This window comes from Nostocoides sp. HKS02, from assembly GCF_009707485.1.
GTDB lineage: Bacteria > Actinomycetota > Actinomycetes > Actinomycetales > Dermatophilaceae > Pedococcus.
Genome location: NZ_CP046121.1, coordinates 1,313,653 through 1,335,871, shown reverse-complemented (window position 1 = coordinate 1,335,871; position 22,219 = coordinate 1,313,653). Strand labels below are relative to the sequence as shown.

Genomic DNA, 22,219 nt, shown 5'->3' with positions numbered 1-22,219 from the left:
TGGCGTCGTCGGGTGGGAGCGGCACCTATCCTGATGCGGTGAGCACCACGCACCATGACGCCCTCGCCAGCTTGGCCGCTGGCGCTGCCCTCCCGGCCGCTCAGCAGCCGCAATGGCCGGATGCCGCCCGCCTCGAGAGCGCCGTCGCCGAGCTCGCGACCTATCCGCCGTTGGTGTTCGCCGGTGAGTGCGACGTCCTCAAGTCCCGCATGGCGGCCGCCGCCCGCGGCGAGGCGTTCGTCCTGCAGGGCGGCGACTGTGCCGAGACGTTCGCCGCCGCGACGGCGGACAACATCCGCGACCGGGTCAAGACCATCCTCCAGATGGCGGCGGTGCTGACCTATGGCGCCTCGGTGCCGGTGGTCAAGGTCGGCCGCATGGCCGGCCAGTACGCCAAGCCCCGCAGCTCGGGGGACGAGACGCGCGAGGGCGTGAGCCTGCCGGCATACCGCGGCGACATGGTCAACGACTTCGACTTCACGCCGCAGTCCCGCACGCCCGACCCGCAGCGGCTCGTCCGCGCCTACCACGCAAGCGCGGCCACGCTGAACCTCGTGCGCGCGTTCACCCACGGCGGGTTCGCCGACCTGCGGCATGTCCACGACTGGAACAAGGGCTTCGTCGCGAACGCCGCGAACAGCCGCTACGAGCGCCTCGCCAAGGACATCGACAAGGCGATGAAGTTCATGCTCGCCTGCGGGGCAGACTTCGAGGCCATGAAGAGCACGGAGTTCTTCTCGGCCCACGAGGCGCTGCTGCTCGACTACGAACGCCCGCTGACCCGCGTCGACAGCCGCACCGGTGAGCTCTACGACACCAGCGGCCACTTCATCTGGGTCGGCGAGCGCACCCGCGACATCGACGGCGCCCACATCGACTTCGTCTCCAAGGTCCTCAACCCGATCGGGATCAAGCTGTCGGCCAAGGCGGAGGTCGACGACGTCCTGCGCCTCATCGACAAGGTCGACCCCGACCGCGAGCCCGGCCGTCTCACGTTCATCACCCGCATGGGCGCCAAGACAGTCCGCGAGGCGCTGCCCGGCCTCGTCGACAAGATCACGGCCTCCGGTGCCCAGGTCACCTGGATCTGCGACCCGATGCACGGCAACACCTTCGAGTCCGAGAGCGGCTACAAGACCAGGGACTTCGAGGACGTGGTCGAGGAGGTGCGGGGCTTCTTCGAGGTGCACCAGGCGCTGGGCACCATCCCCGGCGGCATCCACGTCGAGCTGACGGGCAACGACGTCACCGAGTGCATCGGCGGCGCCGAGAAGATCCTCGACGCCGACCTGAACAAGCGCTACGAGACGGTCTGCGACCCGCGCCTCAACCACCAGCAGAGCCTCGAGCTGGCTTTCCTGGTGGCCGAGATGCTGGCCACGGACTGACGTATGCCGCCCACCTCCTAGGCTGGCGGCATGTCTGCTGCGCCCCTCGTCGACCTCCTGTCCGACACCCTGACCCAGCCCACGGAGGCCATGCGTCGCGCCATGGCGTCGGCCCCGGTCGGCGACGACGTGTTCGGCGAGGACCCGACGGTCCGACGGCTCGAGGAGCGGGTCGCGGACCTGCTCGGCCACGAGGACGCCCTGTTCGCACCCACCGGGTCGATGGCCAACCAGCTGTGCCTGCGCCTGCACGTCGGCCACGGCGAGGAGCTCATCGCCGACTCCCTGGCGCACGTGCTCCGAGCCGAGATGGGCGCGGCCGCCGTGCTGTCCGGGATCTCCTCGAGGTCCTGGGTCGCCGACCACGGTCTGCTCGATGCCGCGCAGCCGCTCGGGCTGATGATCCCCGACGGTGGCACGTACCAGGTCAACACGCGGCTCGTGGTCGTCGAGAACACCCACAACTTCGGCGGCGGCACCGTCCAGCCGCTCGAGCAGATCGAGCGACTGCGAGCCGGGACCCGGGACCGGGGCGTCGCGATGCACCTCGACGGCGCCCGCCTCTGGAACGCGCACGTCGCCACGGGCGTGCCACTCGACACCTACGGCCGGCTGTTCGACACCGTGAGCGTCTGTCTCTCCAAGGGGCTCGGCGCGCCCGTCGGCTCGGTCATCGCAGGCTCGGCCGACCGCATGGCGCAGGCACGAATCTGGCGCAAGCGGTTCGGTGGCGGGATGCGACAGGTCGGAATCCTGGCCGCGGCCGGCCTGCACGCCCTCGACCACCACGTCGAGCGACTCGCCGACGACCACGCGAGGGCCCGGCGGTTCGCCGAGGCTGCCGCCAAGGCCGTGCCGTCGTCGGTCGACCCGGACCGGGTGCAGACGAACATCGTCATCCTCGACGTTGCCGCCGCCGGGTGGTCGGCCACCGAGTTCGTCGCGGAGGCGGGCCGACGCGGCATACGCCTGTATCCCGTGAGCGCCACCGGCGTGCGGCTCGTGTGGCACCTCGACGTCGACGATCAGGGCACGGACTGTGCCGTGGACACGCTGGTTCCGTTGCTGGAGAACGGTCCTCAGACTTCGTGATGGAGCAGCTCGGCCGGACGGTCCTGTTCCGCCGAAGCGCCTGAGCGACGGCCCAGCAGCTCGACCACGTACATCGCCGTCAGCACGAGCGCGCCGCCGACGACCATGCGTGCGGTCAGCGACTCGCCCCCGAACAGCACGGCGAAGAACGCCGCGAACACCGGCTCCATCGTCATGACGATGGCCGCCCGGGTCGCCGGCAGGTGCGACTGCGCCCAGGTCTGGGCCCACAACGCCACGGCGCCCGCCATGAGGGCCATGTACAGCAGCGAGGCCCACTGTCCGCCGGTGGATGGCAGGGTGATTCCGCCGGGGATGGCCGCGACAGCGGTCACTGCCGTGATGACGAACGCCTGGACCGTGGCGAGCCCGTTCGCCGACGCGGCGGTGGAGTAGCGCCCCAGCCCGATGATGTGCAGGGCGTAGAGCCCAGCGGCGACCAGGGTCAGCGCCTCGCCGATTCCGATGGACAGCCCGCGCAGGGACAGCACCGCGAGCCCCGTGGTCGCCAGGCCCACGGCGAGCCAGGTGGTGAAGGGGACGCGGTCGCGCAGCAGCACGGCGCCGAGCACCGGCGTGAGCACGACGTACGTTCCCGTCACGAAGCCGGAGACTGATGCGTTGGTGTGCTCGAGCCCGATCGTCTGCAGGAGCTGGGCGAGCCCGTAGAGCACCCCGAGGCCGACACCGACGACCACCTCGCGACGGGTCAGGGCGAGCGTCTGGCGCCGGAACACCATGGCCATGACGACCGCCGCGATGGCGAACCTGACGGCGAGGAAGTCGGCCGACGGCACGTGCGCGACGAGGTCACGGATGAGGAAGAACGTGGACCCCCACACCGCGGTGACCGACACCAGGAGCAGCGTGGCCAGTCGGCTGGCGGGAAGGGGCGAGCGCACGCAGCCAAGGGTGGCAGAAGGCCCACGCCTGTATGCCGCCGGGTGGCGCCCGTCAGACGATCACCATGGTGACCTTGGAACCCTTCGGAGCCTGGCTGCCCGCGGCTGGCGTCGTGTGGTGGACGGTGCCGAACAGGCCCCCGAGGATGGCCTGCCGCTCGACGACGAACCCGGCCGCCTCGAGGATCTTCTGGGCGACATCGGCCTGCTTGCCCGTGACGTCGGGGACCTGGACCATGACCGGACCCTTGGACACGACGATCGTCACCTGGTCACCGGTGTAGAGGTTGCCGCCGGACGGGGACTGGCGGATCACGTCGCCCTTGGGGACGGTGTCGTTGTTCTCCTGCTGGGTGGCGTCGACCTTGAGGCCGGCCTTGGTCAGGGCGTCCACCGCCTGCGCGGCGGGCTTGCCGGTGAAGTCGGTCACGGGGATCGGCTGGCGACCCTTGCTCACGACGATGGTGACCGGGTCGCCGCGCTTGAGCAGGGTCCCCGTCGGCGGGTTGACGCTGATGACCAGGCCCTGGGCGACCGTCTCGCTGTACGCCTCGGTTGCCGTGCCCAGCGTGAGCTTGGTCGCGGTGATCTGGTCGGTGGCCTCCGCCTTGGACTTGCCGACCAGGTCGGGCACGGCGTAGCGCTCGGGGCCCTTGGACACGGTGACGTCGACGGTGCTGCCCCGGCGGACCTGTGTGCCTGCACCGGGGTCGGTGGCCACGACCTGCCCCTTGGGCACCGCCTCCTGGAACGACTCGACCTTGACCGGGTCGAGATGACTGGCCTCGAGCATGGACTGGGCCTTGGCGTACGTGAGGCCGACGGTCCTCGGCACGACGGTGGGTGACCCGGGCCCGGCCAGGAACCACCACGCGGACACCCCTGCCACGACCGCGACGGCGAGCGCCACCCACAGCCAGCGCCACGGCGCAGTGCGCCAGTCGAAACCGGCGGCACCCTCGCGGTCGTCGCCATCGCGGTGACGGCCGGGGGAGTCGTGGGCGTGCGGTCGATGGGGAGGGCCACCGGAGGCAGGCTGCGCGCTCGTTCGCCCGTCGATCCGACCGGCAGCGCGCTGGTGCGGTCGACGGCGACGGTGCTCACGCCGCCATCCGGAGTGGCCGGACCCTCGGGGCGGCGGTCCAGCTCGGTCGCCGTGAGCATGGCGCGCGAGCGGCGCACCTCGGCGAGGAAGTCGCCGGCATCGGTGGGACGGTGGTCGGGGTCCCGGGCTGTCGCCAGCGCGACGAGGGCATCGAGCTCGGTGGGGACCGAGGTGACCCGGGAGGAGGGCGCCGGCACCGAGCCGTGGACGTGCTGGTACGCGATGTGGATGGGCGTCTCGCCGGTGAACGCCTTCGACCCGGTGAGCATCTCGAAGAGGATGAGGCCGGCGGCATACACGTCGCTGCGGGCGTCGGCGATGCCGCGCTCGACCTGCTCGGGGGACAGGTAGGCGACGGTGCCGAGCAGGACCCCGGTCTGGGACGCCGTGGTCTGGGTCGTCACTGCACGGGCGAGCCCGAAGTCGGCGACCTTCACCGTGCCGTCGTCCTCGCGCAGGATGATGTTCTCGGGCTTGACGTCGCGGTGGATGATGCCCGCGCGATGGGCAGCCGAGAGGGCCTGGAGCACCGGACCCATGATGTCGAGGGCGGCCCGGGGGGTGAGGGGTCCCTCGGCGCGCATCACCTCGCGCAGCGTCTGACCGGGCACGTACTCCATGGCGAGGAACATGTGTCCCTCGTCCTCGCCCTGGTCGAACACGGAGACGACGTTCGGGTGGGACAGCCGCGCAGCCGATCGGGCCTCACGCCGGAAACGGCTGACGAACGCGTCGTCCTGGGCCAGGTCGCGCCGCAGGATCTTGAGCGCGACATCACGGTCGAGCCGGGTGTCGAGGGCGAGGTAGACCGAGGCCATTCCACCGTCGGCGATGTGCGACTGGACGCGGTAGCGCCCGTCGAACACACGGCCGAGCAAGGACTCGGTCACACCGGAAGACACTCGCAAAGTGTAGGAGGTGTCAGGGGGCAAACGACGCAGGCGGGCCCGCTGGGCACCCGCGGAGCACCCGTCGAGCGCGCACGAAGGGCCGATCCAGCCCGAAACGGCGGCTACAGGTGCGCCCGGTGCGCTTTCACGGAGGCGACGTACGCCTTGGTGTCGGCATACATGCCGTTCTTCTCGACCGAGTACAGGCCCTGGTAGTACCCCGCGATCGCCGCGTCGAGGTTCGGGGCGGACCTGGTCAGGCTGCGCAGGATGACCACGCCGGCGGTGATGTTGTCCTGCGTGTTGAGCAGGTTGAGCTGGCGTCCGGCCAGGTCCGAGGCCCAGCGCCCTGACGACGGCACGACCTGCATGACCCCGATGGCGTTGGCCACCGAGACCTGTCGCTGGTTCCAGCCCGATTCCTGCCAGCCGATCGCGAGGGCCAGGCGAGGGTCGACGCCGTGGCGTCGGGCGGTGGCGACGATCATCGCGCGGGTGGCCGAGCGAGTCGGGACCGAGCGGGCCGCGAGCGCCCGTCGGTTGGCCGTGGCCGCGTTGACGATGGTGGCCGGGTAGGTGCGGCCAGCGAAGGTGTTCGCGCTCGAGGTGCGGGGCTTGGCCTTGACCGGGAGCTTGACCTTCTGCCCGATCCGAAGGACCGAGCGGGCCGACAGGTGGTTGGTCTTGAGCAGGGTCGCGAGGCTGATCCCGTGGTGAGAGGCGATCGCGCTCAGCGTGTCGCCCGAGCGAACGGTGTACGCGGTCGTCGCCGGCGGCGCCGCCTTCGCCGCGGGGTGAGCGGTGCCTCGGACCTTGATGGCCTGGCCCGGGTGGATGACGCTGCGCGGGGTCAGTCGGTTGAGCGAGTAGAGCGTGCCGAGCGGGGTCTTGGTGCGCGCGGCGATGGCGCCCAGGGTGTCGCCGCCCCGAACCCGGTAGGTCACCGTCGACATCGCGCGGGCATGCGGGGCCGTCGCGCGGCGGTGCGCAGCCGCAGCGGGACGGCTCGCGGTGGTGCCGGGAATCCGGAGCTTCTGCCCGATGTGGAGCAGCGACCGGGTGGACAGCCGGTTGGCCTTGAGCAGCGACGCGATGGTGACGCCCCGGTGCGCGGCGATGGCGCTCAGGGTGTCTCCGCTGCGCACCACGTAGGTCGCGCGCCGCATGGCGGCGGCTCGTGCGGCAGCTCGCGCAGCGGCGGCAGCCTTCGCCCGGGCGGCTTCGGCGCGGGCCTGGGCGGCCGACTTGGGCACCCAGAGGTGCTCACCGATCCCCAGCCGGTTGCCGCCGTCCCGCAGGCCGTTGCGGCTCGCGAGGACGCCCGTGGTGGTGCCCGTGCGGGTCGCGATCGCCTCGAGGGTGTCCCCGCGGCGGATCGTCGCGACAACCCAGCCGTATGGCGCGGGGTGGGCCTTCAGGACGACGGACGCGGGGTGCGAGGGGAGCTGGAGCGCCGCGGCTGAGGGGAGCGCTGCAAGGGCGATCGCCGGAGACATCGGGGGCTGCCTTTCGGAAGGTGCTGCGGGTGCGGGGTGGGCCTGGGGTGCGGGGTGGGCCGAAAACGTGCGCCGGAAGTGAGTGGTGGCGTCTGGAGTGAGCGGTGGGGCGAATGTGACTTTTGTGAAAGGTACACCACCAATCGAGGCTCATATTGACTTACATCGATGTAATTTGCTTTGCGGGTGATGGCTGGCAGGCTGGGCAGGTGACCGAGATCCCCGCCGACGGCGTGAAGACCCCCGACCCTGATGAGCCGTCCCTGGAGGCACTGGTGGGCCGATGGCTCACCATCCCCGACGTCGCCGAGCGGTTGGCGCTGCCGCTGTCGGCCGTGCGCCGCCTCATCGACGACCGCGAGCTGCTGGCCTGGCGGGTCGGCGAGCGCCGGATCCTGTCGGTGCCCGAGCTGTTCCTCCACGAGGCGGTGATGCGCCACCTGCCCGGCACCTTCACGGTGCTCGCCGACGGAGGCATGGGCGACGAGGAGCTGCTGCGCTGGCTGTTCACCCCGGATTCGACCCTGCCCGCGGGGGACTGCCCGGTCGAGGCACTCGCAGCGGGGTTCAAGACCGAGGTTCGGCGGCGGGCCATGGAGACCGCCTGGTAGCACGCCCTGCGGGCGTCAGTGGGCGCGCGCGGTGGAGCTGTCGATGAGGGCGTCGAGCACGTCGAGCGCCTCGGCAGTGAGCCCCATGGTCGACTTCAGGGCCATCCGTGCCGTGTCGGCCAGGCGCGTGATCTCGGCCTCGACCGCGTCGACGGCGCCGCTGGCGGCGATCGCGTCGCGGAGGTCTTCCACGTCGTTGGCCTGCAGCCCCGGGTCGCCCAGGCGACGCTCGATGAGCGCGCGGCCGGCGTGGTCGGCCCCGGCGAGCGCGTGCGCGACCAGCACGGTGCGCTTGCCTTCGCGCAGGTCGTCGCCGGCCGGCTTGCCCGTGGCGGCGGGGTCGCCGAACACCCCGAGCAGGTCGTCGCGCAGCTGGAACGCCTGGCCGAGGTCGAGGCCGTAGCGCGAGAGCGCCGCGACGTCCTCGGCGCAGGCGCCCCCGGCGGTCGCCCCGACCAGGAGCGGGTGCTCGACGGTGTACTTCGCGCTCTTGAACCGGATGACCCGCTCGGCCCGCTCGATCTGCTCGTGGGTCGAGACGCCCTCCCACGACCGCGCCGACTCGACGACGTCGAGGAACTGCCCGCCCATGAGCTGGGTGCGCATGACGTCGAACACGGCCCGACCACGCGCGAGGTGCTCGGGCACGAGCCCCGACGTCGAGTACAGCTCTTCGGTCCAGTTGAGGCACAGGTTGCCCGCGAGGATGGCGCCGGCCACGCCGAACCGTCGGGCGTCGCCCGCCCACTCCTCGCGCTCGTGGCGGGCCGCGATCGAGCGGTGCGCCGCCGGCATACCCCGGCGGGTGTCGCTGTCGTCCATGACGTCGTCGTGGATCAACGCGGCCGCCTGGAAGAACTCCATCGCCGTCGCCACCCGCACGACCGCCTCGGAGTCAGGCTGGCCCGTGGCGCGGTAGCCCCAGTAGACGAACGCCGCACGCAGCCGCTTGCCGCCGGTGAGCAGACGCGCCACTGCCCCGAGGAGCTCCTGGGCGTCGGGGCCCACCTCGCCGAGCACGTCGCCCTGCCGCACGAGGAAGTCGTCGACGCAGCGCTGCACGCGCTCGCGCAGGTGCGCGGCGTCGAGCGGGCTGTCCACCACGCGCTCCTCCAGAGTCTCGGGCCACCAGAAGCCTCGGCCAACGTCGAGCCGGCGCAGGCCCGCGCTGTCTCACCGATTGCTGGGTCGAGCCTACGGTGTGCGCGCTCGACTAGTCTCACCGCCATGGCACTGGGCCAACCCTCGAGACTGGCGCGACCGGAGCGGCTCACCCGCTCCATCCCCGGCATGCTCTCGGCGCCCAGCCCGTCGATCAGCTTCGAGTTCTTCCCGCCGAAGGACGACGCGAGCGAGGCGCTGCTCTGGGACGCGATCCGCCGCCTCGAGTCGGTGCGCCCCGACTTCGTCTCGGTGACCTACGGCGCCGGTGGCACGAGCCAGGACCGCACCGTGCGGGTCACCGAGCGGATCGCCCGCGAGACCACCCTCACCCCGTTGGCACACCTGACCTGCGTGAACGCCTCGGTCGCCGCCCTGCGTCAGGTGGTGGGGCTGTATGCCGCGAGTGGCGTCCGCAACATCCTCGCCTTGCGCGGCGATCCTCCGGGCGACGTCGGCGGAGCGTGGGTGGCTCACCCGGAGGGCCTCAACCACGCGGAGGACCTCGTGCGGCTGGTGCGCGGCCTGGGGGAGTTCACCGTCGGCGTCGCGGCCTTCCCGGACGTGCACCCCGAGTCGGCCGGTTTCGAGGACGACGTCGAGGTGCTCGTCCGCAAGGCGGATGCCGGAGCAAGCTTCGCGATCACCCAGATGGTCTTCGACGCCGAGACCTACCTGCGGCTGCGCGACGCGGTCGCCGCGCGCCGCGACCTGCCGATCACCCCGGGCCTGATGCCCGTGACGAACGTCAAGCAGATCGCACGGATGTCCCAGCTCATGGGCACGCCGCTGCCCGATGCCGTGCTGCGCCGGCTCGAGGCCGTGGCCGAGGACCCGGCTGCGACCCGCGAGGTGGGCGTGCAGATCGCCACCGAGCTCGCGGAGCGGATGCTCGGTGAGGGTGCGCCGGGCTTGCACTTCATCACCATGAACCGCTCGACCGCAACGCTCGAGGTCTACCGCAACCTCAGCCTCTAGCCGAGGTTCACCCGCGAGTCGGGCTGGGTTTGGTCGAGCGGGCGCAGCTCGCCCACCAGCGGCACCACGTCGGCAACGGAGTCCACCACGCGCGTGGGCTGGTACGGAAAGCGCTCGACATGGTCGGGTTTGGTCGACCCGGTGAGCACCAGGATGGTGCGCAGACCGGCCTCCAGGCCGCTGATGACGTCGGTGTCCATCCGGTCACCCACCATCACCGTCGACTCGGAGTGCGCGTCGATGCGGTTGAGCGCGCTGCGCATCATCAGCGGGTTGGGCTTGCCGATGTAGTACGGCGCGCGGCCGGTCGCTGCCGAGATCAGCGCCGCGACCGACCCGGTGGCGGGCAGCGTGCCCTGCTTGCTCGGGCCGCTGACGTCAGGGTTGGTGGCGATGAACCGCGCGCCTGCCTCGATGAGCCGGATCGCGGTCGTGATCGCCTCGAACGAGTAGGTCCGGGTCTCGCCGAGGACGACGTAGTCCGGCGACCGGTCGGTCATGGTGTAGCCGACCTCGTAGAGCGCCGTCGTCAGTCCGGCCTCACCGACCACGAACGCGCTGCCGCCGGGCCGCTGGTCGTCGAGGAACTGGGCCGTGGCGAGGGCAGAGGTCCACAGGGCGCTCTCGGGCACGTCGATCCCGCTGGACAGCAGGCGTGCGCGCAGGTCACGCGGGGTGAAGATCGAGTTGTTGGTGAGGACGAGGAACCGGCGCCCGTGCTCGGTCAGCGCCGCGATGAAGTCAGCCGCGCCGGGGATCGCATGCTCCTCGTGCACGAGGACGCCGTCCATGTCGGTGAGCCAGCACTCGACAGGCTTGGGAGAGGTCATGGACCCATTCTGCCCAGCAGATCTCGTCAGTTTGGCGGAGCACCGCCGGCTGGACGCGGAGCAGGCTTGGCCTGTCACCAGGAGGTGTTCCCATGTCCCTAGCCACCAGTGCTGTCTCGACCTTGCTGCCCGTCGCGGACACCGGCCGCGCCAAGGCGTTCTACGACAAGCTGGACCTGCCGTTCCTCGGTACGAATGACGAGGGCAGCCTCATGTACCAGCTCAGCGGCGGGGCCATGCTGATGCTCCTGCCGCGCGAAGCAGGCACCCAGAATCCCAGCACCGCCCTGACCTGGGAGGTGTCCGACCTGCGCGCGGAGATCGCCGATCTGGAGGGTCGCGGCGTCGCCTTCGAGGACTACGACATGCCCGGGTTGACGACGGTCGACCACATCGCCGAGCAGGGCGGCACCAAGGCAGCCTGGTTCCTCGACCCGGACGGCAACGTCCTGTGCCTGCACGAGGGGGGCATGACCGCCACGTGAGGGTCGCCCTGTAAGCCCCCGTATGCCGCGGGCGCGGCATACGGGGGCCTCGGCGGCTCACTGCTCAGCCGGCGGCCACCGCGACCTGCGCCCAGGTCTCACCGCGGTCGGTGCTCTTCCAGAACGTGGGCGAGGGGTCGGCGGAGATGGCGTAGAACGTCGGGCCCCCCGGCGCGCCGACCCACGCCCAGCCGTGGTCGGGGGTCGGCGGCGCGGTGCGGGGCGTGTGCCACGTCGCACCGCCGTCGCTGCTGACAGCCATCGAGCCGTGCACGTCGGGCGAGCCGCCGGACACTGCCAGCAAGGCGCTCCCGTCGGCTGCGGCGAACGATGTCGAGCCGGCGTGGACCAGGATGAGCGCGTCAGTGCTCACGACCCGCCACGCGGCAGCAGCGTCGCCGGTGGCCTGCACCTCGTAACCGAGGTGACTCATGGCGGCCCCGGTGACGCAGAGGGCGAACAGCGTGGTCCCGGCCGCGGGGGTGACCACCTGGGGGGCCGACGAGTCGTTCGCGCAGCGGGCCGGCCCCGCGGGGTGCAGGCCGTCCGCGCGCAGGACCATCGCCTCGGCGACGGTGCCGGAAGTCTCGTTGGTGACCACGGGCGAGAGGTACGCGTCGCCGCCGTGCCACGAGATGGGGGCGCCCAGGACCGTCCCGGCGACGATGGTGCCCACCGCATCGGTGGCCGCCGACGCCGTGACCGGGGCGCGCAGGACCTGGATCCCACCGCTGCACGTGCCCTGCGAGCAGCGGTCGGCCGTGGTGAGCACGACGTCCTTGCCGTTCGTCTCGAGGTCGAGGACCGTCCCGGAACCGTGCGCATACGACTGCCAGGTGGCGCCCCCGTCGGACGTGCGCATGGCCCCGCCGCCGAACACCCACCCGATCGAGGAGCTCGCGAAGCGCACCTGGCTCAGGGCTGCCGGCCCGGGCACGGGTGTTCCGGCCTGCGTGCCCGCTGTGGCGTTCGCGGTCGCGTTGCTGGGGAAGGTGTGCACGAGCCGCCACGACCTGCCGTTGTCGGCCGAGACCGCCAGCATCGGGCAGGAGGCGCCCCCGCTGCACGCGGCGGTGCCGAGGGCGTAGAGGTGGTGGGCATCGCCGGTCGACAGGGACTGCACGCGGAAGGTGCTCGGCATTGGCGTGCCGACCGAGCCGCTCGAGGTCGACGGCGTCGGCTGCGAGCTGCGCGAGGGGTGCGGGGTCGGCGACGGGGCCTGCGTCGACGGGGACGTCACCGGCGGGCTGGTGTCTGCTGGTGTGACCGGGCCGAGGCGACCGGAGAGCCCCCACACCCCGGCGGCGACGAGGGCGGCGGCAGCGGCAGCCCAGGCCGTGGTGCTGCGCATCCGCCGCATCCGTTCGCGGCGCGCGCGGACCAGGATGCCGTCCCACTGGGCGTCCCCGGCTTCGAGCGCGCGGGTCGCACGGCGTTCGTGCGTGAAGAAGGCGTCCACCGGGTCGAAGCCGGGGTCGGGTCCTGGATCGGAGATGGTCCTGTGGTCGCTCATCGCACATCCTCCAGCAGTGCCGCCATGCGGCGTCGCGCGTCGAAGAGATCTCGTTTCACGGTGCCCTCTGACTTCCCCAGGCGGGCCGCCACGACGGCGACCGGGAGGTCGGCGTAGTAGTAGAGCAGGACGGCCTCGCGCAGGCTGTCCGGCAGGGAGAGGACCACCTGGCGCACCGTCAGCCGGGTGGCGGTGTCGCTGCGGTGCTCGGCCGCCTCCCGGTCCGCGGTGGGATCCTGCCCCTGGTCGTGGCTGAAGCGGCGGTAGGCGACCCGCTCGCGACTGGTGCGCCGCCAGTGGTCGCGGACGAGGTTGGCCGTCACGGCATACAGCCAGGCGCGGGGCTCCTCAACGGTGTCGAACGTCCGCAGCAGCCGGACGAACGCCTCGGTCGCGACGTCGTGCGCCAGGTCGTCGTCGTCGAGGAGGCGGGCTGCCCAGCCGGCCAGCGGCCCGTAGTGGGCGTCGAAGAGCGACCGCACCGCCGCATGCGCGTCCGGCGAGGCGGCCTGGGGCGGGAAACCGCCGTCCCGAGCAACCATGCTCGCTGTCCTTCCGGCTTTCGCCACGTCCCTGAGACGCCGCTTCAACCCCCGTGGTTGGTATCCAACCCCCTGCGCGGCCCGCGCACCCCGGAAATCGGGGCGCACGGGCGTGTCGGGGTCGCCGGACACCCAACCTGCCGATGCGTCCGGGCGTCACAGAGTGGAAGGACCGAACCCGCTCGCTGGAGGCAGCCATGGACGCTCTTCGCAAGTCTCTTCGCACCGGGGCAGTTCTCACCGTGCTCGCGACGAGCGTCCCGTTCCTCGGCGCCGACCTGGCACCGGTCGGGGCTGCGTCGCTGGCCGCGACGACCGTCGTCGTCACCCCGGCCACGATGGCGCGGGCGGCCTTCGACCGGATGACGTTCGCGCAACGCATCGGCCAGCTCTTCATGGTGGGCGGCCCGGTCACCGGCCTCGGCTCGTCCACCGTGTCCGCCATCTCGCGGTACCACGTCGGCAACCTCATCCTCACCGGGCGCACCACGGCGGGCGCGCCTCCGGTTCGGGCCCTGACGAGCAGCGCGGACGCCCTGACGACCGCTGCCGCCACCGCCGCGGTCCCGTTGTTCATCGCCACGGACCAGGAGGGCGGGTACGTCCAGGTGCTCCAGGGGCCGGGCTTCTCGAGGATGCCGACGGCACTGGTCCAGGGCGGGTGGCCGGACGCCACGCTGACCTCGTATGCCGCGGCCTGGGGTCGCCAGGTGGCGCGCGCCGGGGTCGACGTCAACCTCGCGCCGGTCATGGACACGGTCTCCGCGAGCAGCGCGTCGAACAACGCGCCGATCGGCCGGTACAGCCGCGAGTACGGCTACACGCCGACTGTTGTCGCCGACAAGGGAACAGCCTTCCTCAAGGGGATGCGCTCGGCCGGTCTGGCCGTCACCGCGAAGCACTTCCCCGGACTGGGGCGGGTCACGGGCAACACCGACGTCACCGCTGGGGTCACCGACACCGTGACCACCTCCACCTCCGCGGACCTCGTGCCGTTCCGGGCCGCGGTCGCCTCGGGCGCCGGTCTGCTCATGGTGTCGTCGGCGATCTACAGCCGCATCGACCCCCGCCAACCGGCCGTCTTCTCCCACGCGGTGATCACGGGGATGATCCGCCAGGGCCTGCGTTTCGGCGGCGTCGTCGTCAGCGACGACCTCGGGAACGCCGCCCAGGTGCGGGCCTGGTCGCCGGGCGCGCGAGCGGTGAACTTCATCAGCGCCGGGGGTGACCTCGTCCTGACCGTCAACCCTCAGGTCATCCCCGCGATGGTCGCCGCGGTGGCTGCTCGCGCGTCGACCAACAGCGCCTTCCGGGCCCAGGTCAACGCCGCCGTCCTGCGGGTGCTCGTGCTCAAGGCCACCGAAGGGCTGCTGGCGCCACGGCTCGCGGTCACCGGAGTGCTCAACGCCACCACCGTCGTGGCCCTGCAGCGCTGGCTCTCGGTGACCCGGACGGGTCGACTGGACACCGTGACGGTGCGTGCCCTGCAACAGCGCATCGGAACGATCGCGGACGGCCTGTGGGGGCCGGCGTCCACGGCGGCACTGCAGTCCTACCTCGGGACGTACCGCGACGGCGCCCGCACGTGGAACACCCGGATCGTCAGCCTGCTGCAGCGGTACCTCAACACCCAGCTGTGACGGGAGCCCACTTCGCGGTCAGCAGACCTCGATGGCGGTGCTGTGGGGCCCGGTGATCCTGAGCAGCTCCTCGTAGGTGGTCCGGAACACGGTGTGGCTGTGGCCGGCGGCCGCCCACACGTAGGGATACCGGCTGAGCGAGACGTCGACGACCGTGGGCACGGCGTGGAGGTGTCCGACGGGCGCCACACCGCCGATGGCGAAACCGGTCTGGGCTCGGACGAAGTCGGCGTCCGCGCGGTCGATGCGCTCGACTCCGTCGAGCAGCTCGGCCACCTTCACGAGGTCGACCTTGTGGGCTCCCGAGGTGAGGACCAGGAGGGGCCCGACCGTGCCGTCCTCGGCGTGGGCACGGAACACCAAGGAGTTCGCGATCTCGGCGGGCGTGATGCCCAGCGCGGCCGCGGCGGCCGATGCCGTGCGCACGGCATCGGGCAGGGTGATGACCTCCGGGGTGATGTGGTGGACAGCGAGCGCCGCGAGGACGCGCTGGACGCCGGGGTGGGCGCCGAGGTCGGGCGCGCCCGGGGAGGTGGCTGCGCCGGACTGCGACATGGACGAATGCTAGGCGGGCCGGTGGGCGGCGGACCAGAGGGATTGCGGGCTGTCGGCGCCGGGGTATACCTTCTTCTCATCGAACACCTGTTCGAATGACGGGTCCTCGACGGAACCCGCCGTGCGGCTCTGGCCCTGTGATCAGGCGCCTCGACCCCGCCCGTTCGCAGGGCCAGAGCGCACACCCCACCCCACTCCCACCCTCCGAAGGAGTCGCTCGTGGACCGCCGGTACGAAGAACCCATCGACGTCCGCGACGCGGCCCACGAGGACGCGCCGGCATCCTCCGACGGTGATCCTGGGCGCCGTCCGGACGCCTTCGTGTGGCGCGGCAGGCTCTACGTCGTCCGAGCGATCCTCGACCAGTGGAACGAGCACCGGCCGTGGTGGCGCGACGCGCGCGGGGGGCACGAGGTCGTCGCAGGCGCCCGTGAACGCCGGGTCTGGCGAGTCGAGGCCAGCCCCGGCCGCCTCGGCGGCGCGCAGGTCTACGACCTCGCTGCGACACTCCCTGGCTCGCCGGGGGCCGGTGCCCAGGCCAACCAGTGGCAGCTCCTTCGGGTCGCGGACTGAGGCGCCGCGATGACCAGCACCCTGGACCTGCTCGACCGGTCGCGCCATTCCCTGCTGCTGGCGTGCCAGAGCACCGACACGACGACCCGCCACCAGCATGCCCGCCTGGCCGCGCTGCGAGCCGCGGCGTCGATGCTCGCCGCCCGACGTGACGCCCGTCGCCTCCGCGGCCCCGGGGCGTCCGACGGCGCAGACGGACCAGACGGACCCGACCGTCCTGACGACTCCGACCGGGCGGGGCCGCACAGCCTGTGGGCCCTGTTGCCCCGGTTGGCCCCAGAGCTCGCCGAGTGGGCCACCTTCTTCGAGGTGGTCACCGCCGATCGCCGGCCGCAGGGCCAGGTGACCGCCCGTGAGGCCGACGACCTCCTGCGCCAGGCCGAGCTGTTCCTCGACCTCGTGTGCCACAGCCTCGGCGTGCCCGCGAACAACCACGGGCCGATCGACCTCCTCGTGCCGACCATCCCGTGCGCTCTGCCCAGCGCCGTCGGCTCCGGCCGTTAGGGTGGCAGTCGACCCGCCCACCCTGCAGCGCTACCCCGGAGGAGACCTCGTGGCCGAAGAGCAGTGGCGCGCCCGACGCGGCGGCGTCGAGACCGCACTGCGGACCTCGGCGGTCTGGGTCGCAGTCCGTGAGCTCATCGAGACACAGCAGTCCGAGCTCGGCCGCCCGTTGCGGGTGCTCGACCTCGGTGGCGGCACCGGCGGCTTGGCCGTCCCGCTGGCCGAGCTGGGGCACGAGATCACCGTGGTCGATCCCAGCCCCGATGCCCTTGCCTCACTGTCGCGCCGCAGCGCCGAGCGCGGGGTCGGCGCCGCGGTCACCGCAGTCCAAGGCGACGCCGACTCGCTCGTCGACCTCGCCGGCGACCGGCCGTTCGACCTGGTCTGCTGCCACGGAACCCTCGAGGTCGTCGACGACCCGGCCGCCACCGTGGGCGCGCTGGCCGCGGTTCTCGCACCGGGGGGCCACCTCAGCCTGGTGGCTGCCCAGCGCCTGGCCGTCGTGCTCGCTCGGGTCCTCGCCGGCCAGTTCGCCCAGGCCCACACGGCGCTGGTCAGCGCCGACGGCCGTTGGGGGAGCGCCGACCCCCTCCCACGCCGCTTCGACGCCCCAGCCCTGGTCGCGATGGTGGAGGCCGCCGGGCTCCGGGTTCTCGACGTGCACGGGGTGCGGTTGTTCAGCGACCTCGTGCCGTCGGCCCTGCTCGACACCGAGATCGACCGCACCGCCCTGCTCGAGCTCGAGCACGCCGCCAGCCGACACCCCGAGTTCGGCTTCCTCGGCCAGCTCGGGGCTGCGGTGCACATCCTCGCCAAGCGCTGAGGCGAGCCGTGAGCCGGCGCCAGTTCGCGCTCCCACAGCGCACCGCCCAGCAGCCACCGGACGACACGGGCTGCACCATCCTGCACGTCGACATGGACGCCTTCTATGCCTCGGCCTCCCTCCTGCGCCGCCCCGAGCTGGTCGGCACCCCGGTGATCATCGGTGGTGGGGGCAACCGCGGGGTGGTGCTGTCCGCCACCTACGAGGCCCGCGCGTTCGGGGTTGCCTCGGCGATGCCGATGTCCCGCGCGCGACGGCTCTGCCCCCAAGCCACGGTGATCGCGCCGGACCACGCCCTGTACAGCCAGATCTCGGCGGGCGTGATGGCCACCTTTGCGACGATCACGCCCGTGGTCGAGCCGTTGTCCCTGGACGAGGCCTTCCTCGACGTGGCCGGGTCCACGCGCCGGCTCGGCAACCCCGCCCGCATCGGCCAGCTCCTGCGCGACACCATCCACGAGGAGCAGGGCATCACCTGCTCGGTCGGCGTGGCCCCGACCAAGTTCGTCGCCAAGCTCGCCTCCGGTCTGGCCAAGCCGGATGGCATGGTGGTCGTGCCGCGTGAGGAGGTCCTTGGCTTCGTCCAGCAGCTACCCGTCGGCGCGCTGTGGGGAGTGGGGGACCGCACCGAGGAGACCCTCGTGCGCCTGGGCCTGCACACCGTCGCCGACATCGCCCACACCCCGCTCGACACCCTTCGGCAGGCCCTGGGTGACAGCGCCGGCCCGCACCTGTACGACCTCGCCTGGGGGCGTGACCCGCGACCGGTCGAGCCCCAGCGTCGCGAGCGCAGCATCGGGTCCGACGAGACGTTCGAGGTCGACGTCGACGACCCGGCATACATCCACCGCCAGCTGCTCAAGCTCAGCGACCGCACGGCTGCGCGGGTGCGGTCCGCGGCCATGGTGGGACGCACCGTCTCGATCAAGGTGCGGTTCGCCGACTTCACGACCGTCACCAGGAGCAAGACCCTGCGCGACCCCACGGACGTGAGCCGCGAGATCTACGACACGGCCAAGGCGCTGTTCGATGCCCTCGCCCTGCACCAGGCCCGCATCCGGCTCGTCGGCGTCCGGATGGAGGGACTCGTCGAGGCGCAGGGAGCACCGATCCAGGGGTTGCTCGACGAGCCCGACCACGGGTGGCGCGAGGCCGATCGCGCCGTCGACCGGGCCAGTGCGCGGTTCGGCGTCGGCAGCGTGCGTCCCGCCAGCCTCATCCGTGACACCGATCGCGCGCGGGCGACACCGCAGGACCGGCGCGGCAGGTCACAGCCCTCCACACCCGACCCGAACGGCTAGTGCATCACCGCCCGGCGACATATCCTGAAGGTGCCATCGCAAGGCGCTGACCGGCCGCAACGCACGCAACAACGGCAATGCAACTGGGCGGGGCGCTCGAGCGTTGGTCCAGGTGCACGCCGAAAGCCAGGAGGTCATCGTGCCGCTCTCAGAGCATGAACAGCAGTTGCTCGAACAGATGGAGCAGGCGCTGTATGCCGAGGACCCCAAGTTCGCGTCGCAGATGCAGGGCGCGGGCGCCAAGGCGGCGGCACGACGTCGCATCGCGGTCGGGGTCGTCGGCGTGCTCGTTGGCCTCACCCTGGTGCTCGTCGGGGTCAACACGACCATGTGGCTCGGCGCTGCTGGTTTCGCGGTCATGGTCGCCTCGGTCGCCTTCGCACTCACCCCGCCCCGGCGACGCACCCCGCTCGGCACGGTCCAGCCCGACGGCTCCGTGCGTCGGCCGGCCGCGACCACCCGCAAGACCTCGAAGCAGTCGGGCTCGTTCATGCACCGCCTCGAGGAGCGCTGGGACCGTCGGCGCGACGAGTACTGACCCGCACCGAGTCCCCACACAGCGAGTACCGACCCACGCCGAGTCTCCACACAGCTCAGCTCAGCGGCTCAGCAGCACTCCCACGACCCAGGTCGTGGCGATGGCCAGGCCGGCGAGCAGCTCGATCCCCATCGACGTGAACACCGCGCGCAGCGCGCTCTTGGTCGAGGACCAGGCCGTGCCGCGGTCGCGTGAGTGGGCCAGCTCGACGAGGTAGATCCCGAGGATGAACCCCACCGGGCCGCCGACGACGGGGATCACGAAGAACCCGACGATCCCGAGCAGCATCGACAGCAGCAGGGTGGAGCGGTGCACGCCGGCCTCGCGCAACCGTCGTTCGGGCACGGCATACCGCAGCGCGAACCCGGCCACCCACAGCACGGCAGCCACGGCGAACACCACCCACGCCACAGTGGTGCCGGTGTCGAGCGCCCAGACCAGGACCGCCGCCAGCACGAGGAGCAGCCCGGGCAGCACCGGAACGACGATCCCCACCATCCCGATCACGATCAGGACAGCGGGGACCCAGGTGGATGCGTCCACGGGCGTCAGGGCGCCAGCAGCGCCTCTCAGCGTTCGTCGACGGGGGCGACGGCGGGCGTCTCGTGCAACCGCTCGCTCTCGTCCTGGATCTCGGCGTGTTCGCGGAGCTTGGCCAGGTGTTCACGTCCGTGGTGGGCGCAGAACAACAGTTCGCCCCCCGCGTGCAGGCGGGCGCGAACGTAAGCCTGGGCGCCGCAGCGGTCGCAGCGGTCAGCCGCGGTCAAAGTGGGTGCCAGTGCAGTGGTCACGTCAGCCTTCCTTCGTTCTCGTGTCTCTGATGAGACGTCCATCTCCGGTCCGAGGTTGGCATCCCGGTCCGGCGCCGGTGATAACAGTCAAGCACGGTCAGTTCTTCCCGCCGTGCATTGGCCCGGGATGTGGGTCATGTCATGTCGCATCGGGTGATTCGGAGGTCAGGCGTCCGGTGGATGGGCCACAGACCGACCCCAGCGTATGCGGCGCACCTGTGAGCCCCCGCCACCGGCGCCCATGCGCCCGGGTCCCGCGTGCCTGCGAGGGCCTGTCACGGCGTCGGGATAACCTGCGGGGACCGGCCGGGGACGGGTCTCCAGCCGCCGCAGATCACCAGAAGGGAAGGCCGTGGCTGAAGCCACCACCGCGAAGAAGGCCGCGACGACCAAGTCGTCCTCGGACTACAGCGCTCACCACCTGCAGGTCCTCGAGGGGCTGGAGGCCGTCCGCAAGCGGCCCGGCATGTACATCGGGTCGACCGACGGACGTGGCCTCATGCACTGCCTGTGGGAGATCATCGACAACGCCGTCGACGAGGCCCTGGCCGGTCACGGCGAGCGGATCGACATCGTGCTGCACCGCGACGGCTCCGTGGAGGTGCGTGACAACGCCCGCGGCATCCCGGTCGACATCGAGCCGCGCACCGGTCTGACGGGGGTCGAGGTCGTCTTCACCAAGCTGCATGCGGGCGGCAAGTTCGGCGGCGGCTCCTACACCGCTTCTGGCGGCCTGCACGGGGTGGGGGCGTCCGTTGTCAACGCCCTGTCCTCGCGGCTCGACGTCGAGGTCGACCGCGGCGGCAAGACGTACGCCATGAGCTTCCGCCGCGGCGAGCCGGGGTACTTCCCCGACGTCGCGAGCGCTGAGAAGGATCCCGAGCACGAGTTCACGCCCTACGAGCGCACCAGCGAGCTGGCCGTCATCGGCACGACGAAGCGGGGCGTGACCGGCACGCGCATCCGCTACTGGGCCGACCGGCAGATCTTCCTCAAGGACGCCACCTTCGACTACGAGCAGCTCGTCGCCCGCGCCCGCCAGACCTCGTTCCTCGTGCCGGGCCTGACCTTGGTGATCCGCGACGAGCGCGGCCTGCCGGGCACCCCGGGCGAGAGCGGCCCCCACGAAGAGACCTTCGTCCACGACGGGGGCATCTCCGAGTTCGCCGAGTTCCTCGCCCCCGACGCCGCGGTCACCGAGGTCTGGCGGCTGCAGGGCACGGGCACGTTCACCGAGACGGTGCCGGTGCTCGACTCCGCGGGCCACCTCTCGCCGGCCGATGTCGAGCGCGAGTGCGAGGTCGACATCGCGGTCCGCTGGGGCACCGGGTACGACGCGAGGGTCAGCTCGTTCGTCAACATCATCGCCACCCCCAAGGGCGGCACCCACATGGCGGGCTTCGAGCAGGCTCTGCTCAAGGTGTTCCGCAAGCAGCTCGAGGTCAACAGCCGCCGCCTCAAGGTGGGCAACGACAAGGCCGAGAAGGACGACGTCATGGCCGGCCTGACCGCCGTCGTGACCGTCCGTCTGGCCGAGCCGCAGTTCGAGGGCCAGACCAAGGAGGTCCTCGGCACCAACGCGGTCCGCGCCATCGTCGCCAAGGTGGTCGAGCAGGAGCTCACCGCGCGCCTGAACTCCGTGAAGCGTGGCGACAAGGCCCAGGCCGCGCTGCTGCTCGAGAAGGTCGTCTCCGAGATGAAGTCGCGGATCAGCGCGCGGCTGCACAAGGAGACCCAGCGTCGCAAGAACGCCCTGGAGACCTCCTCGCTGCCGGCCAAGCTCGCGGACTGTCGCTCGACGGACGTCGCCAAGTCCGAGCTGTTCATCGTCGAGGGTGACAGTGCCCTGGGCACCGCGAAGCTGGCGCGCTCGAGCGACTTCCAGGCCCTGCTGCCGATCCGCGGCAAGATCCTCAACGTCCAGAAAGCCTCGGTGTCCGACATGCTCAAGAATGCCGAGTGTGCCGCGATCATCCAGGTGGTCGGGGCGGGCTCCGGGCGCTCGTTCGACCTCGACGCGGCCCGCTACGGCAAGGTCGTCATCATGACCGACGCCGATGTTGACGGCGCGCACATCCGCACCCTCCTGCTCACGCTCTTCTTCCGGTACATGCGTCCCCTGGTCGAGGCAGGCCGGGTGTATGCCGCGGTCCCGCCGCTGCACCGCATCGAGGTCGTCAATGCGGGCGCAAAGAAGAACGACCTGATCTACACCTACTCCGAGAAGGAGATGCGCACGACCCTGGCCTCGCTCGACAAGCGGGGCAAGAACGTCAAGCAGCCGCTGCAGCGCTACAAGGGCCTCGGTGAGATGGATGCCGACCAGCTGGCCGAGACGACGATGGACCCACGCCTGCGCACCCTGCGCCGGGTGACGCTGCGCGACGCCGAGATGGCCGAGCGGGTGTTCGAGCTGCTCATGGGCAACGACGTGGGGCCCCGCAAGGACTTCATCGTCGAGTCGGCCGCCGAGCTCGACCGCGAGCGCATCGACGCCTGAG

Annotated in this window: 22 protein-coding genes and 1 pseudogene; 12 read left to right on the top strand and 11 right to left on the bottom strand. The window is 71.4% G+C overall.

What is annotated here, in order from left to right:
• Positions 1–38 precede the first annotated feature (38 nt).
• Positions 39–1,388, top strand: coding sequence for a class II 3-deoxy-7-phosphoheptulonate synthase (locus tag GKE56_RS06355; protein WP_154683820.1), 1,350 nt, complete (start codon positions 39–41; stop codon positions 1,386–1,388).
• Between the two features lie 30 nt (positions 1,389–1,418).
• Positions 1,419–2,480, top strand: a complete 1,062-nt coding sequence (locus GKE56_RS06350; protein ID WP_154683819.1) for a low specificity L-threonine aldolase — start codon at positions 1,419–1,421, stop codon at positions 2,478–2,480.
• On the opposite strand, the gene GKE56_RS06345 is transcribed toward GKE56_RS06350, so the two are convergent.
• The 4 genes and pseudogenes from GKE56_RS06345 to GKE56_RS06330 form a co-directional block, all read right to left on the bottom strand.
• Positions 2,468–3,382, bottom strand: coding sequence for a DMT family transporter (locus GKE56_RS06345; RefSeq protein WP_154683818.1), 915 nt, complete (start codon positions 3,380–3,382; stop codon positions 2,468–2,470). The two genes, GKE56_RS06350 and GKE56_RS06345, sit on opposite strands and share 13 nt — an antisense overlap.
• Positions 3,383–3,434: 52 nt before the next feature.
• The gene (locus GKE56_RS17915) at positions 3,435–4,292 is read right to left on the bottom strand and encodes a Stk1 family PASTA domain-containing Ser/Thr kinase (RefSeq protein WP_304650415.1); all 858 of its coding nucleotides are present in this window, start codon (positions 4,290–4,292) and stop codon (positions 3,435–3,437) included.
• Between the two features lie 356 nt (positions 4,293–4,648).
• A pseudogene (locus GKE56_RS17910) lies at positions 4,649–5,305 on the bottom strand (protein kinase); the annotation flags it as partial.
• 194 nt (positions 5,306–5,499) lie between these two features.
• The gene (locus GKE56_RS06330; protein WP_154683816.1) at positions 5,500–6,873 is read right to left on the bottom strand and encodes a lytic transglycosylase domain-containing protein; all 1,374 of its coding nucleotides are present in this window, start codon (positions 6,871–6,873) and stop codon (positions 5,500–5,502) included.
• Positions 6,874–7,082: 209 nt separating this feature from the next.
• Here GKE56_RS06330 and GKE56_RS06325 point away from each other — a divergent pair, with 209 nt between their 5' ends.
• A complete protein-coding gene (locus tag GKE56_RS06325) occupies positions 7,083–7,484 on the top strand; it encodes an Rv2175c family DNA-binding protein (protein ID WP_154683815.1) in 402 nt (133 codons plus the stop codon).
• Between the two features lie 15 nt (positions 7,485–7,499).
• On the opposite strand, the gene GKE56_RS06320 is transcribed toward GKE56_RS06325, so the two are convergent.
• A complete protein-coding gene (locus GKE56_RS06320; protein ID WP_154683814.1) occupies positions 7,500–8,585 on the bottom strand; it encodes a polyprenyl synthetase family protein in 1,086 nt (361 codons plus the stop codon).
• 126 nt (positions 8,586–8,711) lie between these two features.
• Here GKE56_RS06320 and metF point away from each other — a divergent pair, with 126 nt between their 5' ends.
• Entirely contained in the window at positions 8,712–9,623 is a 912-nt protein-coding gene (gene metF / locus GKE56_RS06315) for a methylenetetrahydrofolate reductase [NAD(P)H] (protein ID WP_154683813.1), read from the top strand.
• Here the strand turns inward: metF and GKE56_RS06310 are convergent.
• Complete coding sequence (locus GKE56_RS06310) at positions 9,620–10,453, bottom strand: HAD-IIA family hydrolase (RefSeq protein WP_154683812.1); 834 nt, start codon at positions 10,451–10,453, stop codon at positions 9,620–9,622. The two genes, metF and GKE56_RS06310, sit on opposite strands and share 4 nt — an antisense overlap.
• Positions 10,454–10,545: 92 nt before the next feature.
• Here GKE56_RS06310 and GKE56_RS06305 point away from each other — a divergent pair, with 92 nt between their 5' ends.
• Positions 10,546–10,938: a VOC family protein gene (locus GKE56_RS06305; protein ID WP_154683811.1), complete on the top strand. Its 393-nt coding sequence runs from the start codon at positions 10,546–10,548 to the stop codon at positions 10,936–10,938.
• A 64-nt stretch (positions 10,939–11,002) separates the two neighbouring features.
• Here GKE56_RS06305 and GKE56_RS06300 read toward each other — a convergent pair whose 3' ends face one another.
• Positions 11,003–12,451 (bottom strand): hypothetical protein, encoded by a 1,449-nt coding sequence (locus tag GKE56_RS06300; RefSeq protein WP_154683810.1) that lies wholly within the window; start codon positions 12,449–12,451, stop codon positions 11,003–11,005.
• Entirely contained in the window at positions 12,448–12,993 is a 546-nt protein-coding gene (locus tag GKE56_RS06295) for an RNA polymerase sigma factor (RefSeq protein ID WP_154683809.1), read from the bottom strand. Before GKE56_RS06295 ends, GKE56_RS06300 begins: the two co-directional genes overlap by 4 nt.
• A gap of 197 nt (positions 12,994–13,190) precedes the next feature.
• On the opposite strand from GKE56_RS06295, the gene GKE56_RS06290 reads away from it, so the two are divergent.
• A complete protein-coding gene (locus GKE56_RS06290; RefSeq protein ID WP_230209234.1) occupies positions 13,191–14,633 on the top strand; it encodes a glycoside hydrolase family 3 N-terminal domain-containing protein in 1,443 nt (480 codons plus the stop codon).
• An 18-nt stretch (positions 14,634–14,651) separates the two neighbouring features.
• Here GKE56_RS06290 and GKE56_RS06285 read toward each other — a convergent pair whose 3' ends face one another.
• A complete protein-coding gene (locus tag GKE56_RS06285; protein WP_154683808.1) occupies positions 14,652–15,188 on the bottom strand; it encodes a YbaK/EbsC family protein in 537 nt (178 codons plus the stop codon).
• Positions 15,189–15,407: 219 nt separating this feature from the next.
• Here GKE56_RS06285 and GKE56_RS06280 point away from each other — a divergent pair, with 219 nt between their 5' ends.
• The 5 genes from GKE56_RS06280 to GKE56_RS06260 all read left to right on the top strand — a co-directional run bounded on the left by GKE56_RS06280 (position 15,408) and on the right by GKE56_RS06260 (position 18,927).
• Positions 15,408–15,761 (top strand): DUF6504 family protein, encoded by a 354-nt coding sequence (locus GKE56_RS06280; protein WP_230209233.1) that lies wholly within the window; start codon positions 15,408–15,410, stop codon positions 15,759–15,761.
• Positions 15,762–15,770: 9 nt separating this feature from the next.
• Positions 15,771–16,265 (top strand): SAV_6107 family HEPN domain-containing protein, encoded by a 495-nt coding sequence (locus GKE56_RS06275; RefSeq protein WP_195908263.1) that lies wholly within the window; start codon positions 15,771–15,773, stop codon positions 16,263–16,265.
• 1 nt (position 16,266) lies between these two features.
• On the top strand, positions 16,267–17,088 hold the full coding sequence (locus tag GKE56_RS06270) for a methyltransferase domain-containing protein (protein WP_230209232.1): 822 nt from the start codon (positions 16,267–16,269) through the stop codon (positions 17,086–17,088).
• 8 nt (positions 17,089–17,096) lie between these two features.
• Entirely contained in the window at positions 17,097–18,389 is a 1,293-nt protein-coding gene (gene dinB / locus GKE56_RS06265; RefSeq protein WP_154683807.1) for a DNA polymerase IV, read from the top strand.
• Between the two features lie 166 nt (positions 18,390–18,555).
• Positions 18,556–18,927: a DUF3040 domain-containing protein gene (locus GKE56_RS06260; protein WP_230209231.1), complete on the top strand. Its 372-nt coding sequence runs from the start codon at positions 18,556–18,558 to the stop codon at positions 18,925–18,927.
• 60 nt (positions 18,928–18,987) lie between these two features.
• Here GKE56_RS06260 and GKE56_RS06255 read toward each other — a convergent pair whose 3' ends face one another.
• Both GKE56_RS06255 and GKE56_RS06250 read right to left on the bottom strand, forming a co-directional pair.
• Positions 18,988–19,470: a DUF456 domain-containing protein gene (locus GKE56_RS06255; RefSeq protein WP_230209230.1), complete on the bottom strand. Its 483-nt coding sequence runs from the start codon at positions 19,468–19,470 to the stop codon at positions 18,988–18,990.
• Between the two features lie 26 nt (positions 19,471–19,496).
• Positions 19,497–19,718, bottom strand: a complete 222-nt coding sequence (locus GKE56_RS06250) for a hypothetical protein (protein ID WP_154683805.1) — start codon at positions 19,716–19,718, stop codon at positions 19,497–19,499.
• Positions 19,719–20,070: 352 nt separating this feature from the next.
• Here GKE56_RS06250 and GKE56_RS06245 point away from each other — a divergent pair, with 352 nt between their 5' ends.
• Positions 20,071–22,218 (top strand): type IIA DNA topoisomerase subunit B, encoded by a 2,148-nt coding sequence (locus GKE56_RS06245; protein ID WP_154683804.1) that lies wholly within the window; start codon positions 20,071–20,073, stop codon positions 22,216–22,218.
• Position 22,219 lies beyond the last annotated feature (1 nt).